The 15,927-nt window shown below is 45.7% G+C and carries 18 protein-coding genes; 4 read left to right on the top strand and 14 right to left on the bottom strand.

The window, feature by feature from the left end; all coding sequences use genetic code 11:
* Window positions 1-11 precede the first annotated feature (11 nt).
* The 6 genes from AC6I8Y_RS25340 to urtA form a co-directional block, all read right to left on the bottom strand.
* Entirely contained in the window at window positions 12-911 is a 900-nt protein-coding gene (locus AC6I8Y_RS25340; protein ID WP_252016743.1) for an urease accessory protein UreD, read from the bottom strand.
* The gene (urtE, locus tag AC6I8Y_RS25335) at window positions 908-1,603 is read right to left on the bottom strand and encodes an urea ABC transporter ATP-binding subunit UrtE (protein ID WP_128648711.1); all 696 of its coding nucleotides are present in this window, start codon (window positions 1,601-1,603) and stop codon (window positions 908-910) included. The genes AC6I8Y_RS25340 and urtE overlap by 4 nt, the downstream gene beginning before the upstream one ends.
* Window position 1,604: 1 nt before the next feature.
* Window positions 1,605-2,453 carry an urea ABC transporter ATP-binding protein UrtD gene (urtD, locus tag AC6I8Y_RS25330; RefSeq protein WP_498022237.1) on the bottom strand — a complete coding sequence of 283 codons (849 nt, stop codon included), beginning with the start codon at window positions 2,451-2,453 and terminating at the stop codon, window positions 1,605-1,607.
* Complete coding sequence (gene urtC / locus AC6I8Y_RS25325; RefSeq protein WP_252016741.1) at window positions 2,450-3,637, bottom strand: urea ABC transporter permease subunit UrtC; 1,188 nt, start codon at window positions 3,635-3,637, stop codon at window positions 2,450-2,452. The genes urtD and urtC overlap by 4 nt, the downstream gene beginning before the upstream one ends.
* 9 nt (window positions 3,638-3,646) lie before the next feature.
* Window positions 3,647-5,272 (bottom strand): urea ABC transporter permease subunit UrtB, encoded by a 1,626-nt coding sequence (urtB, locus tag AC6I8Y_RS25320; RefSeq protein ID WP_498022236.1) that lies wholly within the window; start codon window positions 5,270-5,272, stop codon window positions 3,647-3,649.
* Window positions 5,273-5,382: 110 nt separating this feature from the next.
* A complete protein-coding gene (gene urtA / locus AC6I8Y_RS25315; RefSeq protein WP_128648709.1) occupies window positions 5,383-6,672 on the bottom strand; it encodes an urea ABC transporter substrate-binding protein in 1,290 nt (429 codons plus the stop codon).
* A 387-nt stretch (window positions 6,673-7,059) separates the two neighbouring features.
* Here urtA and AC6I8Y_RS25310 point away from each other — a divergent pair, with 387 nt between their 5' ends.
* Window positions 7,060-8,436, top strand: coding sequence for an MATE family efflux transporter (locus AC6I8Y_RS25310; RefSeq protein ID WP_498022234.1), 1,377 nt, complete (start codon window positions 7,060-7,062; stop codon window positions 8,434-8,436).
* Window positions 8,437-8,451: 15 nt separating this feature from the next.
* On the opposite strand, the gene AC6I8Y_RS25305 is transcribed toward AC6I8Y_RS25310, so the two are convergent.
* Window positions 8,452-9,297: a GNAT family N-acetyltransferase gene (locus tag AC6I8Y_RS25305; protein ID WP_498022233.1), complete on the bottom strand. Its 846-nt coding sequence runs from the start codon at window positions 9,295-9,297 to the stop codon at window positions 8,452-8,454.
* A 253-nt stretch (window positions 9,298-9,550) separates the two neighbouring features.
* Between AC6I8Y_RS25305 and AC6I8Y_RS25300 the strand changes: the two genes are divergently transcribed.
* A complete protein-coding gene (locus AC6I8Y_RS25300) occupies window positions 9,551-9,961 on the top strand; it encodes a DUF6515 family protein (protein ID WP_394150259.1) in 411 nt (136 codons plus the stop codon).
* 80 nt (window positions 9,962-10,041) lie between these two features.
* Here the strand turns inward: AC6I8Y_RS25300 and AC6I8Y_RS25295 are convergent, their stop codons facing one another.
* From AC6I8Y_RS25295 to AC6I8Y_RS25275, 5 genes are all read right to left on the bottom strand, one after another.
* Entirely contained in the window at window positions 10,042-10,215 is a 174-nt protein-coding gene (locus AC6I8Y_RS25295) for a hypothetical protein (protein WP_498022230.1), read from the bottom strand.
* A gap of 156 nt (window positions 10,216-10,371) precedes the next feature.
* Window positions 10,372-11,835 carry a lipid-binding SYLF domain-containing protein gene (locus AC6I8Y_RS25290; protein WP_498022229.1) on the bottom strand — a complete coding sequence of 488 codons (1,464 nt, stop codon included), beginning with the start codon at window positions 11,833-11,835 and terminating at the stop codon, window positions 10,372-10,374.
* 97 nt (window positions 11,836-11,932) lie between these two features.
* Window positions 11,933-12,568 (bottom strand): MBL fold metallo-hydrolase, encoded by a 636-nt coding sequence (locus AC6I8Y_RS25285; protein WP_498022227.1) that lies wholly within the window; start codon window positions 12,566-12,568, stop codon window positions 11,933-11,935.
* Complete coding sequence (locus AC6I8Y_RS25280; RefSeq protein ID WP_498022225.1) at window positions 12,558-12,683, bottom strand: hypothetical protein; 126 nt, start codon at window positions 12,681-12,683, stop codon at window positions 12,558-12,560. Before AC6I8Y_RS25280 ends, AC6I8Y_RS25285 begins: the two co-directional genes overlap by 11 nt.
* Window positions 12,684-12,850: 167 nt before the next feature.
* Window positions 12,851-13,981, bottom strand: coding sequence for a lysophospholipid acyltransferase family protein (locus tag AC6I8Y_RS25275; protein ID WP_498022223.1), 1,131 nt, complete (start codon window positions 13,979-13,981; stop codon window positions 12,851-12,853).
* Window positions 13,982-14,181: 200 nt separating this feature from the next.
* On the opposite strand from AC6I8Y_RS25275, the gene AC6I8Y_RS25270 reads away from it, so the two are divergent.
* Both AC6I8Y_RS25270 and AC6I8Y_RS25265 read left to right on the top strand, forming a co-directional pair.
* Window positions 14,182-14,541 (top strand): AraC family ligand binding domain-containing protein, encoded by a 360-nt coding sequence (locus AC6I8Y_RS25270; RefSeq protein WP_498022222.1) that lies wholly within the window; start codon window positions 14,182-14,184, stop codon window positions 14,539-14,541.
* Window positions 14,541-14,786 carry a hypothetical protein gene (locus AC6I8Y_RS25265; protein ID WP_498022220.1) on the top strand — a complete coding sequence of 82 codons (246 nt, stop codon included), beginning with the start codon at window positions 14,541-14,543 and terminating at the stop codon, window positions 14,784-14,786. The genes AC6I8Y_RS25270 and AC6I8Y_RS25265 overlap by 1 nt, the downstream gene beginning before the upstream one ends.
* Before the next feature lie 81 nt (window positions 14,787-14,867).
* Here AC6I8Y_RS25265 and AC6I8Y_RS25260 read toward each other — a convergent pair whose 3' ends face one another.
* Together AC6I8Y_RS25260 and AC6I8Y_RS25255 are read right to left on the bottom strand one after the other, a co-directional pair.
* The gene (locus tag AC6I8Y_RS25260; RefSeq protein WP_394150250.1) at window positions 14,868-15,362 is read right to left on the bottom strand and encodes a hypothetical protein; all 495 of its coding nucleotides are present in this window, start codon (window positions 15,360-15,362) and stop codon (window positions 14,868-14,870) included.
* 32 nt (window positions 15,363-15,394) lie between these two features.
* The gene (locus AC6I8Y_RS25255) at window positions 15,395-15,907 is read right to left on the bottom strand and encodes a nicotinate-nicotinamide nucleotide adenylyltransferase (RefSeq protein ID WP_128648701.1); all 513 of its coding nucleotides are present in this window, start codon (window positions 15,905-15,907) and stop codon (window positions 15,395-15,397) included.
* Window positions 15,908-15,927: the final 20 nt, after the last annotated feature.

The following is a 15,927-nucleotide window of genomic DNA, read 5'->3' as shown; positions in this document are numbered from 1 at the left end:
TAATTGTTGGTTTAGGTCGCCCAGATCCTCGGTGGATATGGACATTCGCCAGTCCAATGCTCTCTCGCAACCTGCCAAACTTGTTGGAAGCAATCCAATATCACCTCACTCCAGTTCCCAAGCGCACGAATTACAAGCAAATTTTCCAACTGACTCGCAGCAATAAGTACTGCACCTTTTTTGTTTTCTTGCTGCATGGTAGTGAGCAAGCTCTGTACCAACTGGTAAAAATCTTCATCATCAATTGAAATGTAAAGCGTCCCCATCATTTGATAGCCAAGAAGGCCTTTATCTTTCAATAGCTTATCTTCACCCCTAACATTCAAACCTTCTGTAAGTAAACGTTGCCCATCAAGGTAAACCTCTGTTTTACCTACTAAATGTCCTGAGCTAAATCCCTCATTTAGTGCAGGGCGACCAAAACAGTGCATCTCCCATCCCAAAAACTGTGCATCCTTTTCGAGGTGCACTTGTGTATCCATTCGCACGTGCGCATCGGGAAAAAAGATGTTCTCTTGAGGTAGCCACTCAAGGCGTGCTCCTTTTTCTACCGATAAAATCTGGCTCTGCTTAGCATACTTATTTTCAGAGCGGTAAAACTTGGTGGCACCTGGTGTGGTAATCAACACATTAGCGCCCCGTTCTGCCTTCGCTTTAATTTGCAACGTATCACCGCCTACTACACCACCCGGAGGGTGAAGCAGGTAAGTGTGACAGGGATTACCCTCGGGGTAGAGAGGACGTTGTATCGCGAGTGGTCCTTGCTGCGAACGGTGCTTTAGGACAGTTTTATCACCTCGATTAACAAAACCCAGACTGAGTCTGGCTTTCCAGCCAAACTCAGTCTGTGCGTCAATGATTTGACCAAGACCCGCCTTCGGGTCTTGGGGTACTTCAAGGAGCGTGGTCATACTGTCAAATACTCCTTAATCAAGCCGTCATTTAGAGCTGCCATCTCACCCTCAGCCACTTGGCGACCTCGGTCAAGAATGCAAAACTGATCACCGACTTTTCTTGCAAACGGCAGTTTCTGCTCGACCAATAACACCGTCAGACCCAGTTTCTCATTGAGCATGCGGATGATATCGCCAATCTCTTGAACGATATTGGGTTGGATACCCTCTGTCGGCTCATCGAGGATCAGTAGTTTTGGATTCACCACTAATGCACGACCAATCGCGAGTTGCTGCTGTTGACCACCCGACAAATCGCCCCCTCGACGATGAAGCATCTCCTTTAGCACAGGGAAGAGATCGAAAATAAACTCAGGGATCTTGCGATCGCCTTTGTCTCGAATCGGTAGCCCTACTTCAAGGTTTTCTTGAACCGTGAGCATCGGAAAGATCTGTCGGCCTTGAGGCACATAACCAATACCCATTCTAGGGCGTGACTCTGCGTCGTGTTTTAGTAGCGACTCTCCATTGAGCTGAATATCGCCGCTCTTAACCTTGACCAAGCCCATAATGCACTGCAGCAGCGTCGTTTTTCCTACGCCATTACGTCCCATAAGCACGGTACATTTACCCTCGGGAATCGACATATCGAGATCCCACAAGGTGTGGCTTTCACCATAAAACTGATTGAGTGATTGAATCTGTAGCATGCTATTCCCCTAGATAAACCTGTTTGACTTCAGGATGAGACTGAACCTGATCCATGGTGCCCTCTGCGAGCACATGACCTTGATGAAGTACAGTGACGTGGCTTGCGATTGAGCGGACAAAATCCATATCATGCTCAACCACGACGACCGAGTGCTTACCCGCAAGCGAGTTAAGCAGCTCTGACGTTCTGTCCATCTCTTGATGGGTCATGCCTGCAACGGGTTCATCGACGAGCAGTAGCTTAGGGTTTTGCATCAGTAACATACCGATTTCCAACCACTGCTTTTGGCCGTGAGAAAGGTTACCTGCCGTCAGCGCAGCGTTATCTTTCAAATGAATCAACTCAAGCACTGACTCAAGCTTATCTTGTTGCTCACCTGATAATGTCGCGGTGTAGGTTCCCCACACTCCGCGCACACCTGACATCGCCAACTCTAAGTTTTGCCAAACGGTCAGGCACTCAATCACGGTTGGTTTTTGAAATTTACGACCAATACCTGCGTTGGCAATCTCCGACTCATTCATCTTGAGAAGGTTAATGTTGGAGCCAAGCCAAACTTGTCCGGTATCTGGCTTCGTTTTACCCGTGATGATGTCCATCATGGTGGTTTTGCCCGCCCCATTTGGTCCAATGATGCAGCGTAACTCCCCTTCCTTGATATACAGGTTGAGATCATTGATCGCTTTAAAGCCGTCAAAGCTTTTGTTCACGCCTTCCACATACAGCAGAATGTTATGACGTGTATCGACAAGAGGATGTTGATCAGGTTTGAGAAACGAGAACACCTCATCACGCTTGGTGATCTCTTGCACCGAGCTTTTTAGCTGCTGAGCTCTATTTAACGTCATGCGGTTGCCTCCTTGTCAGACTCCTGCGTGGGCTTTGAGCGTTTCTTGAGTAACTCGATTTTTTCGGAAACAAACCCAATCAAGCCTTTAGGGAAGTACATAGTAGACAGTACAAACAAACCGCCCAGCGCAAACAGCCATACCTCAGGGAACTCAACCGTAAACCAGCTCTTGGCATAGTTAATGACCAAGGCGCCAACAATTGCGCCAAACAAGGTGGCTCGTCCGCCTAGTGCAACCCAAACCACGATCTCAATAGAGTTCAGCGGTGCAAATTCTCCAGGGTTAATAATGCCGACCTGCGGGACATACAACGCACCAGCAATACCAGCGATCACGGCGGACAGTACAAATATCCATAGCTTGATACCATCAACGTCATAGCCCATGAAGCGTGTTCTCGACTCCGTATCACGAATTGCCATAGATACGCGCCCAAGTCGGCTACTGATAACCGTTCTACAAACGATGTAGCTGATGACAAGAGCAATCCCAGTCACCATAAACAGCGCGATTTTGGTTGAATCTTGTTGCAGGCTATAGCCGAGAATGTCTTTAAAGTCGGTAAGGCCATTGTTACCGCCAAAACCCATTTCATTGCGGAAGAAAGCCAGCATTAAGGCGTAAGTTAATGCCTGGGTCATTATTGACAGATACACCCCTGACACTCTCGAACGGAATGCCAAATAACCAAATACATAAGCAAGTGCGCCCGGTACCAGAACGACCATCAGGCAAGCAAACCAAAACTGATCAAAACCATGCCAGAACCAAGGAAGCTCTTGCCAATTTAGGAACACCATAAAGTCCGGCAATATTGGGTTGCCATAAACGCCTCTATCACCAATTTGACGCATCAGGTACATACCCATGGCGTAGCCACCAAGCGCAAAGAAAGCGCCATGCCCTAAACTCAGGATCCCTAGGTAACCCCATACCAAATCCACCGCCAGAGCGAGCATCGCATAGCTTAGATACTTACCCATCAGCGAGATAGTAAACGTCTCAACGTGAAGTGGGTGGCCTGCTGGCAATAGTGTGTTCGCTAGCGGTATCAAGACAACAGCAGCTAAGATAGCCAAAATCGTAAGCTGTCCGCCCTTATCTCCACGCATAGCCGATAGAACAAACGACTTAGACTGTGTGCCCGCCGGATGTCCAGAAGATTGAATTGTTGATTGCATACGTTTTCCTTAACCTTCTGCCGCACGGCCACGTTGTGGGAAGAGTCCACGAGGGCGTTTTTGAATAAACAAAATGATGAACACCAATACCAAGATCTTGGCAAGAACGGCACCCGCCCATGGCTCGAGGATCTTGTTAAATAGTCCCAAGCTCAGCCCAGCAACCAAGGTTCCCCATAGGTTTCCTACTCCACCAAATACGACAACCATAAAGGAGTCGATAATGTAGGCTTGTCCCATGTTAGGCCCCACGTTGGTTAGCTGTGATAGCGCCACACCAGCAACACCCGCTACGCCCGAACCTAGCCCAAACGTCATCGCATCAACACGCTCAGAACGAATACCCATGGCTCTCGCCATCGCCCTGTTTTGAGAGACGGCGCGAACTTGAAGACCGAGTGGGGTTTTCTTTAACACCATCACCAAGCCAACAAAAACCATGATGCAAAACAGAATGATGTATAAACGGTTATAGGTAAGCGACAACATTGGGTTGATGTTCAATGCACCTGACATCCAGTCTGGCGTGCTGACTGAGCGGTTAAGAGGAGAGAAAATAGAGCGAACCGCTTGTTGTAAAATAAGACTGATACCAAAGGTCGCCAGTAGGGTTTCCAGAGGACGACCGTAAAGGTGACGTATCACGCTGCGTTCAATCGCGATGCCTACCAAACCAGAGACAATAAACGCCATCGGAATGGATAAGATAAGTGCCATACCGATATTGTTTGGCATGAGCTGTTGCATCACATAAGTGGTGTAAGCACCAATCATGATAAGCTCACCGTGAGCCATGTTGATAACGCCCATAACACCGAAGGTAATCGCAAGACCAATACCCGCCAGCACTAATACTGAGCCTAAGCTCAAACCAAAAAAGACGGTTTCTACACCCGAGTAAAATTTCTGACTCTGCTGATAACTATCAAGCGCTCGCTCAGCCGCGGCTACAACTAACTCGTCTTTATCTTTGCTGATAATTTGGTTTAGGGTCTGCAAAACGACAGACTGCTTGTAGCCGGACAAGGTTTCAATCGCAGCAACCTTGTCTGAACTCGTGTCACCAGTAAGTGATTGGTCTATCGCCAATGCTAAGTTAAGGATGTTAAGAACATCCTCGTCTTGCTCAACCGTTTTTCGCTGCTGAAGTCTTTCCATGACCGTATCGTCAGTGGCTCCCAAGAAAGCTGTGACAGCGCTCAAACGAATGGATGCTTCAGGGTTCGATAACCCAAGCGACGCGATTTCTAGGCGAATCTTACCGCGTAATCTGTTGTTTACTCGCACCTTGCTAAATTGGCGTGAGGACTCAACGGCCATCGTAGTATCATCCCAAGCGCTTTTCGCAGTGGGTGAATTTTTGATGTTGTCTGAAATGTACAAAGCTTGATACTGCTCGCTCTTCTTGTCTTTGACGTAGTAGAGATCACCTTCAAGCCATGCGGTTAATACTGATTTGGCAACAAGCTCGGACTCGTTTTCAACGATCCAAGCCATTGCTTCTTCTTTTAGAGGGTTGTTTTTTCCGATGAGTGCTTGGGCAAATGTGCCTCGGTCACTAACGCTAGCCAACGCGAAGTGAGTACTCAAAACAAAGAACACCACGACTTTCAATATGTGAATTATGGTTTTCATGAAATGCGTCCTTTCGGCTGCCTTAAGTCTGACGTCAACTTAGGCAGAAATAAAAAGGCGCCTCTGCCCTTATTTAGATGGAAATGGGAGAGGCACCAAATAGTGAGAGATTATTGTGCGCTACCTGAACACTTACCTGTTTCAACGTTAAATGCACCACATGAGAATGGCTTAGACCAGCTTGAATACAGCTTCGATGACTCAGGAAGGTAGTTAGACCAAGCATCACCAGCCACAAGACCGGTTGTTTCCCAAACTACATCAAACTGACCGTCATCTTGGATTTCACCGATAAGTACTGGTTTAGTGATATGGTGGTTTGGCAGCATCGTAGAGTAGCCACCAGAAAGGTTCGGCACAGAAACACCAATCAACGCATCTTGAACTTCTTCAGCGTCCGTAGTGCCAGCATTGGTAACAGCCTGTGTCCACATGTTAAAGCCAATGTAGTGTGCTTCCATTGGGTCGTTTGTTACGCGTTTTTCACTCGCAATAAACTTCTGCCAAGTTTCAACAAACTCTTCGTTCGCTTCAGTATCAACACTCATGAAGTAGTTCCATGCCGCTAGATGACCAACCAACGCGGACGTATCCATACCCGATAGCTCTTCTTCACCAACCGAGAACGCCACAACAGGGATGTCTTCAGATGAGACGCCTTGTGCGCCTAGCTCTTTGTAAAATGGAACATTTGCGTCACCATTGATGGTCGATACAACCGCTGTTTTCTTGCCTTCTGAACCAAACTTCTTGATATCAGAAACAATAGACTGCCAGTCAGAGTGTCCAAACGGCGTGTAGCTAATCATGATGTCTGACTCGCTCACCCCTTTCGACTTCAGGTAAGACTCTAGGATCTTGTTGGTCGTACGCGGATAAACATAATCCGTACCTGCTAGTACCCAACGCTCAACTTCCAACTCATTCATTAGGTAGTCAACAGCCGGAACCGCCTGCTGGTTTGGCGCAGCACCTGTGTAAAAGACGTTTTTCGAAGACTCTTCGCCTTCATACTGAACTGGGTAGAAAAGGATGCTGTTTAGCTCTTCAAATACTGGAAGCATCGATTTACGAGACACAGACGTCCAACCACCAAATACCACGTCCACCTTCTCTTTTTCGATCAGTTCACGCGCTTTCTCAGCAAACAGAGGCCAGTTAGAGGCAGGGTCTACAACAACAGCTTCAAGCTTTTTGCCTAATAGACCGCCTTTCTTATTTTGCTCTTCAACCAACATCAAAATCGTGTCTTTCAGTGTTGTTTCACTGATCGCCATCGTGCCTGACAGTGAATGTAGTACGCCGACCTTGATCGTCTCTTCTTCCGCCATCGCAAAACCTGATGCAAAAGCAAGTGACGCGCCCATAGCTGCAAGCTTGAGTTTGAACGTCATGTTCATGTTGGATATCTCCTTATTGTGAATAGTTATTCAACAGTGTTATTTCAAGAAGAGTGCCAATTTAGAAAGCATAAGTAGAAAGCGATTAAATCAATGATATTTATAAGGTTTTATTTTTTCGCGCACCATTAAAATGCTCTAAGTTCAATTTGGTGCGCTGCATCTTGGTGCAAAGGACGCGCTGTTTTCACTAATTTGGAGATATGTCTCGCATAAGCACCGTTTTGAAGCATGCGTCTTTTGCAAAATCATAAGGTTAAGCTCGAGATGTCAAGACATAACGCCCAGACCACTCTGCGACACACATCACGGTTAACGTGACAGTAATTCGTTGCATATACCATGGTAAATCAGTAGCTTAAAAAATAAACATGCAGGGAGAACTCTATGGAACAACCGCCAATAAGCAGCTTTATTCGAAAAGTCCTTTCTCTAGGTATACCCATTGCACTGCAAAGCCTGCTTATGAGTAGCCTTGGCTTTGTCGATAGCCTCATGATCAGTCAGTTGGGGACGGAAGAAGTCGCAGCGGCGGGAATTGGAGCTCGTATATTTTGGCTCTCAATCGTATTAGTGTGGGGGCTAGGATCCGGCATGGGGATTCTGTTGGCTCAGTATTGGGGCGCGAATGATGAGCAGGGGTTAAAGCGCTACCTCGCGCTTGGGACTGGCGTTACTCAAGGGCTAGCTTTGTTCTGTTTCACTTTGTGCTTTTTCACACCACAACTATTACCTAGCTTATTTGATCCTAGCGAAACGGTTCTAGCGCTTGCCAGTGACTATGTCCAACTACTTGGCATTGCTATGTGCTTATCAGGCCTTGGTATCGCAGCCGACACTGCGCTGCGGTCTATTGGTCAAACCCGCATCAACCTTTACGTTTCAATACTTGAAGTCGGTCTGAATGTTGCGCTCAACTACATACTGATATTCGGTCATTTCGGACTTCCTGCGATGGGACTCATTGGCGCGGGGATTGGCAGTGTTATCGCACGTTCAATACGCTTGGTAGTGGTACTGGTCATTATTTATAGATACTTTCCAGTATTGGCTCTGCGTTGGCAAAACGTCATTGATGCCCTCGAGCCTAAAATGATTAGAAAGTTCGTCACTATCACCTACCCCATTATGGGTGGCACCGTGATTTGGTGTGCGGGGATTTTCGCATTCAACATCATTTTAGGTCGTATGGGACAAACCGAGTTAGCCACAATGGCAGTCATCACACCACTCGAATCGATTGGGCTGTCTGTCGCTCATGGTCTATCAAGTGCCACCGCCATCTTGATAGGTAACAGTCTAGGCGCTAATCAGTTTAAGCAAAGTACCTTGTATTCAAGGTGGGCACTTAAGTCTTCCATTGCACTGGGTGCATTGTTGGGCGGCGTACTATTACTCGCCCAAGGCGCGATCTTATCGCTCTACGGAGGGCTAACCACGGATGTAACTGAGCTGATGGTGCTCAGCTTTCCTATTGTCGCGTTGAGTATCATGCTGCGTACCATCAACATTACCCTGATCATTGGCGTCCTACGAAGTGGTGGTGACAGTAAATTCTGTATGAACATGGATTTTGTCTGTCAATGGATGTGGGCAGTGCCAATCACGGCGATGGGAGCCATGGTGTTTGACCTCTCCTTCCCTATCGTACTGCTTCTCATGACCTCGGAAGAAATCGTCAAGGTTGTTCCAGCGGTCTGGCGCGTATACAGCGATCGCTGGGTTAATAATCTAACAGAGAATAGAGAGAGCTCGGCTGCATAGCCGAGCTTTATAAAGCTAACCTATCTCAAAGGAAGTGACGCCATAGGTGCGGTCTAAAGAGATACTTGGGGGCTGCTTGGTATACATTCTCGCTGTTTCAAAACAAGGTGCCATATGGTAAGTCTTAGCGAGGTCAATCGCTAACTCATTGACCTCAGGAACATCGAGAAAAACCGGTTGGTCGCTAGACACGCTTGAAACTAAACCAGCATACAAATCATGGGCTACGTCTTTGTTATCAGCAAACAAAGGACCTATCTTAAAACCGCTTCGACACGCCCTTATCACACCTATCCCTAATAACTCACCGTTTTTGACATAAGCTAGCGAGCTACTATCCGACTGATTCAACCAGGCTTTATCGAATACCTTTCTACAGGCAGGAAAGAATGCATCGAGATAGTCTTCAATAGAGTCAAAGCTTAGCTCTTCTGTTTTAGTGATGCTGTCTCTTTCAAAAGGCAGACTCTTTGTTTGACCTTCGTATCGAACATTTCTGTGCGATAAAGCAAAGCCAGAACGTTTGTAGTTCTCTTGTTGATCAACAACACCATCAAGCGCAACGTTGCAACCATCCAGATACGCCATTCCGCGGTCCCAAATTTGAATACCAAACCCTTGGTGTCGATATTCAGGTTTAACAATATAAAACCCCAGAAAACCGAAGCTGGCATCATACTTCACAACAGAGATACAACCGATTGGTTCACCGTTAAGCTCACCCACTAAAAATCCATTTGGGTCTGCTTTGTAATAATGGTAAGCATCGTTAAGACCCGGATTCCACCCTTCTTGCGCTGCCCATTCAACAGCCATGCCCACTTCATCTAACGTCATGGTTCTTATATTAAATTCGGTCATGAGCTTCCTTTTTTGCTAACACTATATCTATTAAACTAGTGACCTTGACGAAGATAGACAAGAATTGATTTGGGTATCGGACGTTGCCGTGCAAGTTTTTGTGAGAAGCCATCCAAATCACGAATACCTTTCGCTCATTCATTTAGCCCCCATCAAAATCACACGGGCTAATGACTTCTGGCTAACGAAAGCAGGCACCTTTCAATAAACAATGGCTCAATAGTCCTAATTGAGTCATTGAACCTAGACAGCCATGACAATCAAAACTCCCCTAACAATACTATTGGCCTGTAGCCTGCTTTCTACATCTAGCCTTGCAGATCCTTGGCATAAAATCATCGGAAAGCCATGGAAAGAACACAAAAAGAAAGAAGTGCACGTGATACATCACTATCCCAAACACCGGCTTCCAGACGATGCGGTTCTGCTGGCAATCGCCGGGGTTACGTATGCCTTGATCGACGGACACTACTATAAACAAGAGAAGGAAAAGTATGTTTTTGTAGAAAAGCCGCCCAAACGTCGCTATCGACCGGGGAAAATCGTAAAGAGACTACCTGAAGGTGCCACTGCAGTTAACAAACGCGGTCAACAATATTTCGTAGCAAGAGGGAATTGGTTCTTAGCTATCGACAATGGGAAATACGTTGTCGTCGAACCATAAAAAGTGAAGGGAAGGTATAGGCGATACTCACACATGCTGCTTTAGGGAGTATCGCTTGCTTCAAATCCATGAAAGGCTGGTTACATTACCCAAGTTAGGCTTAGTAACAAAATCACTGCTGAAGTCGCTAAAAACATCGCTAGGATGGTAGCAATCTCAACGGCAGTCGAGGTCGATGATACTGACGCTTTTTCGTTGTTCTCTTCTGCGTTTGATTTTTCAGTGTCCAATGTTGATAGAAGTGCTGAGTTCATTCTTCTCTACCCTATGTAATTACATTTCAAAAGACAGAGCAAATTCTACTCAACTTGTGAGCAAGGTCAAATATTTTCAGTAAGTTAATTACGAGATTTTCTCATGACTCAGATAAGTTTTGTTATGAGCTTCCCAACAATGCGCGGAGCGAGCTATTAGAAGCGGCGAGTTAAACTGGAGACAAACTGCCTTTTCTTGCTTCCGTTTTGACCATACTCCATAGAAATGGACCAATCCCTGTTAAAGTTATAGTTAGCGCCAAGCAGTCCTGCCCATTTATCGATATTTTCCTGCTCAATTTTATAGTCCAGTTGACTACTCGTCCCCGGAATTGCTTGCTTCCCAGTAATGGTCAGTTTGCTGTCCAAGTAAGCAGCACCAACATAGACGGCGATCGACTGTGTCCCCTTCAGCATGAACTGTTTGCCAACTCTCGGAGACACGTTGAGAATAAAGCCTTCTGCATCACTTTTTCTCATATCCGCATATGAAAAAGAAATCGGCACAGTAACGAAATAGTCATCCCATCCTGTCGCTAATATCGTCCCTAACGTGTAGTTTGTACCTGTTATATCTACATCGACACCATAAGGATTGGCAAATAGCCTACGTAGCCCCTCACATACCAGGGGTTGTCCACCAACCACACTACAATCTAGCTGCAGTTCATCGATCATTTGTTCAGGATCCACCTTAAACTCAATGTGTGCATCACCAGAAATTTTGCCGACCGTGCCGAAGACATTCATGAAAGGAAACACCCAGGCATCAAGCTTTAATTGAGGAGTTTGAGTATGGCTGGAGTTATTATCAAAGGTCACGAAATCAATAGGGACCTTCCTTGACCCGTTAAGACCTACATTGAGATTGCGGATATCCATCTGCTGATAGGTATTTGCATAGATTACGCTGACTCCAAATGGCTTTGGCAGGCTGTAACCTTTATCAATCACCTCTTGAGCAAAAAATGGCAAGGGCCTGTCCCACTTCCTAGGCGTTTGATTATTCGCTTCCTTTGTATCTTTACTGGCGACACGAACTTCGCCTAAGCCAGTTTCTGTTAGGTCGTAGTTAACCGAAACTGACACCAAACGAGCACTGCCCACTGCTCCTCCACCAGAATGCGACAATAGGTAAATAGGGACGTCCTCATCTCGACCCGCAAGGCTCATCGAACTGTAAGCACCGTCCTCGCCCAAGTTCCACTCTGCGCCCAATGATGGCTCCCAGACCCCTTCTCGATATTCGTTCAGTGTTGACAAACTATCAAAAATGGCCAGTGCCTGATAGCTACCTAACGACAACCCAGCACCAACCTCATAACGGTTGACATCGATATAAGTCACCGAGCCATCCGCTTGATTATAAATAGCGCCAACACCCATTCCGGCGCCAAGAATGGGCACTTTGATGTTAGACATAGAGATAGCGGCATACCCTTGCGCATAGGCGAGCTGCTCAGCCAGCTCTGGGTAGAGTTCACTTAAGCGATTCACAATTTGTACGGTAGAGGCATCTATTTCCTCTCTCATAGGCTGACGTTCTTCAACCGGAATAGAACTACTGCAGCCAGAAATCAAAGCGGTAAGTCCTAGTACAAAGCCAACGCCATTTCGCATCAAAGATCCTTTTATTGTGTAAGTAAGTAGGTGAGTCACAGGCGCACACTATACGCTATCGCGTTATTAACTTTTTGAAACACATCAATCGACAATACTATTCTTGGATTTTATGGGCGGACTCAATAAAGCGTTCTCGTGCTTTAGCAAATACCGGGTTGCCGTGGGCAGGTAGCAGTGTGGAATAGTTTAGTGATGCCTTCTCAATAAGCTCGTTTTTGTCAGGGTTTGCTAGGTCTAGCCAACCTACTCCAAATCGACACGGACCAATGAATCCCATACGTGGCATCATCATCTTAGCGGCCCAGTTAAAGTACTTGTCGGTTTTTGGCCAGTTTTGCATGCTATCCCCAGAGATAAGCACCCCATCGTTTCGCTCGAGCAGAATGAGCCCCTCTTTTGGTGTGCATGAAGAAAACTCAAAATAAGTAGCACCATCAATTGGAAGCGTTGAACCCTCTTTGAGGAGTCTGTCGGCTTTATAGTATTGATGACTCGAAGACGATTTATCAAAGCCTCTTACATAAGGTGAATCGACCGACCATAACGTAGCACCAAAGGTTTCCTTGTAATAAGGGTCATCAAAGCCATGGAATGCGGCAAGCCTTATCACATGTTTGACATCGCCAAGTTCGTCGAGCTGAGCAATACCTTTTTCATTTAACCGAACGGAATTAATCAAGATTAGGTCGCCGCCCTGCTTGATAACAAGCATATTGCGGCTAAATGTCATCGTTAGCGGCCCCCACCTGGGGTGGGACTTTCATCGCAACGGATCCTGTCACAAGATAAATATTATCGAGAACCTGAGTCAGTTCTCCATGCGGTAGCGGCTCTGGGTATGTCATCCTTGCTCCTACTCGGTGAAGTGTTTGATTTTTATCGAATCCTTATACTTATTTAGAGTCTAGTTGCTCCTCGTCAACTCAGCGAATTTTCTCACTTACTCCCAAAGCAGTGCGCCAAACACAAAAAAGCCGCCAATAAAGGCGGCTGTGCGATAGCTTGTTTGCTTTTACGCAGACAGTTTTTCTTGCTCAAGAAGAATATTCTTCACAGGGTTCGCATAACTATCTATCAAATATTGATGAGCGCCCTCTGGCAGCAAATCCAGTTTCTCTTTCAGCATGACGCGAGTCGCTTCTGAGATAGTGTCATCTTCAAGGCCAGCAGCTAGCTTGTTAATCGGGAACAAGGTGTAATGCTCATGGATCTGACGGTCGATTTCTTCAGCCAGTGCTTCTGGAGTTTCAAAATCTTGGTCAATGACATCACCAAATACGACTTGTACGCGATCTTTTCGGCCGACAATGCCTTGAACGATACTTTCAATATCTTCAAACTCGCCTTTCTCATAGTTGCCGTGAGTCGCTTTTTCAAAAAGCTCTTTTGCTTTTGCAATATCACACGGGTCGTTTTCGTATGAGATAGAGACAGGTACGATTTTCAGTGAACGAATATACTCTGCAAACGGAACCTTCTGTTTGCGACCTTCTACATGGAACATCTTCAAAATCGCGGGATCGGTAAAATCATTACCGTCTTTAGCACGCCCTTCTTTTTGAGCAATCCAGATTGAGTTACCTGTATCTAATGAATGCTTGATATACGAAGACAAGGTACCAAGTGCCTTCATCATTTCACGCGGCCCCTTTAGAGAGCGCTTAACAATGAAACTTTTGTTAAGACGCATTAGCTCTGTTGCACAGGGCTTCTTAAGTAGGTTATCACCGATGGCGATACGCACAGTTCTGTGATTGTTCTCGTGCAAGCCGTAGTTAACCAATGCAGGATCCATCGCGATATCACGATGGTTAGACACGAATAGGTACGACGTATTTTTATCGAGTTTATCGAGACCTTTGTAGGTCACGCCTTTTGTTGTTGCGTCCAAAGTTTGCTCTAGGTACTTTTTCACCTCTAGCTGAATGGTTTCAACGCTATCAAGCTTGGCCCACTTAAATTTCAAGTACACTTTTACAATTGGGCTCATCACCGCTTTAAACCAAGGAGCATGGTTAGAGAAGCGGTGCTGAAGAATCGCGTCGATAAATTCGGCGTCGTTAATCAGACGGTCGATAGCGGCAGGGATCTCTTCGTCATTGTATGGACGAATATCAATATATGGGTCGTTGTGTGTTGTCATGTCTGTTACATCAAATTAAAAGCTGCACTATTCTACGCTTAGTCCAAAAAGACCGCAGCTACCTTAGGTCTATTTTTGTTAAGGTCAGACCACAGTTTCTTCTACTCTTATTGCAATTACCAATGGAAATGTCTGATCTGTGGTTGGCATCATACGCGACTCAAGGTACTCTACGCGCAGATTAACCAGCGAAGACTATCATGAATCACGCCATCGACTTTCATACGACTCATTCATCATTACTCACTATTACGCCTCGTAAGAAGACGCTACATAATCAGTTGGTGCATGTAGAGGAAGGAAAAGTTCTGCTAAAACTAGGCAAGAATGAGTACGCTTATAGTGCAGGTGACACTTTTTGGCTGCCATTTGACTGCCTATCAAGCCTGACTTTGCTGCCAGGTAGCGTGTTTAATACGGTGAAGTTTTCTGTAAGATTGGCGGACAAATTTCCGACTCAGGCAGGTCAAGTAATGCCTTCAACACTGATGTCTGCGCTATTAAACTCACTCAGTAAAACCGATGACGCTGAGATTAAAAAAAGATCTTTTTGCAGGTAATGCGTCACGAAGTTAAAACGTGCAAGCCGGTATTAAAGCAAGATAAGGAAAGCGCGGAGATCACCGCGTGGACACCAAACTCTACCTCGATTGCGGGTGAGCTAGCATTGGTATTGCTTGTCAGAGAAGCACGCAAGCAAAAATTGTCTGGTAAAAAGAGCGAGGCGATTTGTCAGTCGCTATTCTCGGGCAACCAAGAGCATTTTAAACAGCTCACCACGACCTTGCTGGGTGAAGCACTTTAATAAAGAACTAAATTAGTAAAGCTGACACAAAAATAGCGAGCTCTAGGCTCGCTATTTTTTAATCTCGTACATCCAGCTTCGTTAGAATGGCACTTCAACCTGCATCATCATGTCGCCTTGGTAATCTTGATGCCAGCGATAGTCCAAGCGCAGCCTTGGCTCTTTGCCCTTTTCACCAAAGCCTACACCAATGTGAAGTCCCTGAGCCATCAACCACTCTTGCATCGACATTTCATCTTTACGGCGAGCAATTTCTTCTGGTGCCCACAGCCCAATGCCAACAAAGTTGTTTTCATAGTTGCCTGTCAATACGGGCTCAGACTCCTGGGTAAGAAGCCATTGGTCCCAATAAGAGTCTTGCAGCGAATTGGTCGGTTTCTCTGATTCAATTAACCCACCTAAGGTAATCACCTGATTGCCGATATAACTGAATGGTTTAGTAATGAGTGAGCAAAACGACTCGTCTTCCGTCGTCTTTAAAACGACAGATTTGCTCGAGTCACTTTCGCATAATGCGTAAGCGATGGGGCTACTGACGGCCACTGCTAAAGCAATACAAATCCCTGTTGCTTTCATTTATTTATAAATTATCCGTTTTGATTCTATGGTCAATATAGCTTATTGGCGACCAAATGTTTAGCGACACTTACTGTCGTTAGGTGATCTACATTCAAACCTTGGGACAAACTGTAACGAATTGTTGTTGACCTGACTTTGACTTTCTCTGGGCATGCTAATAGCGACCAACGTTCGACTATTTTCTGTGCATTATAGAACTTTTCGAAACTGAACAAATTATCTGGCCCCAGAACAAAGGTAAGCTCGGCGTCTGGATAACGTTTCTCTAGTGCTTCTAAAACAGCAAATGTTGTGACTGAAGTATTAGGCTGGTACAGCGCTTCTTCGATATCTGAGCGCTCTACATTGCTCTGCTCTAGGTCATCAATAAACATATCAACAAGTTGGCAGCGAACATTGTAATCCAGCATACTTTTGCCCCATGCATGGGAGATACTTGGTACTAGCAATACTTTGTCGAAATGGCTAAGGGAGTTAATAACACTCTTGTGCCCTAAGCTAGGTGGGTTAAAGGCACTACCAAATATCGCTATTTTTGTCATATGTATCTCAATAAATCGTA

This window comes from Vibrio sp. KUL78 (genome assembly GCF_059725505.1).
This window is presented reverse-complemented; position numbering and strand designations above follow the sequence as displayed.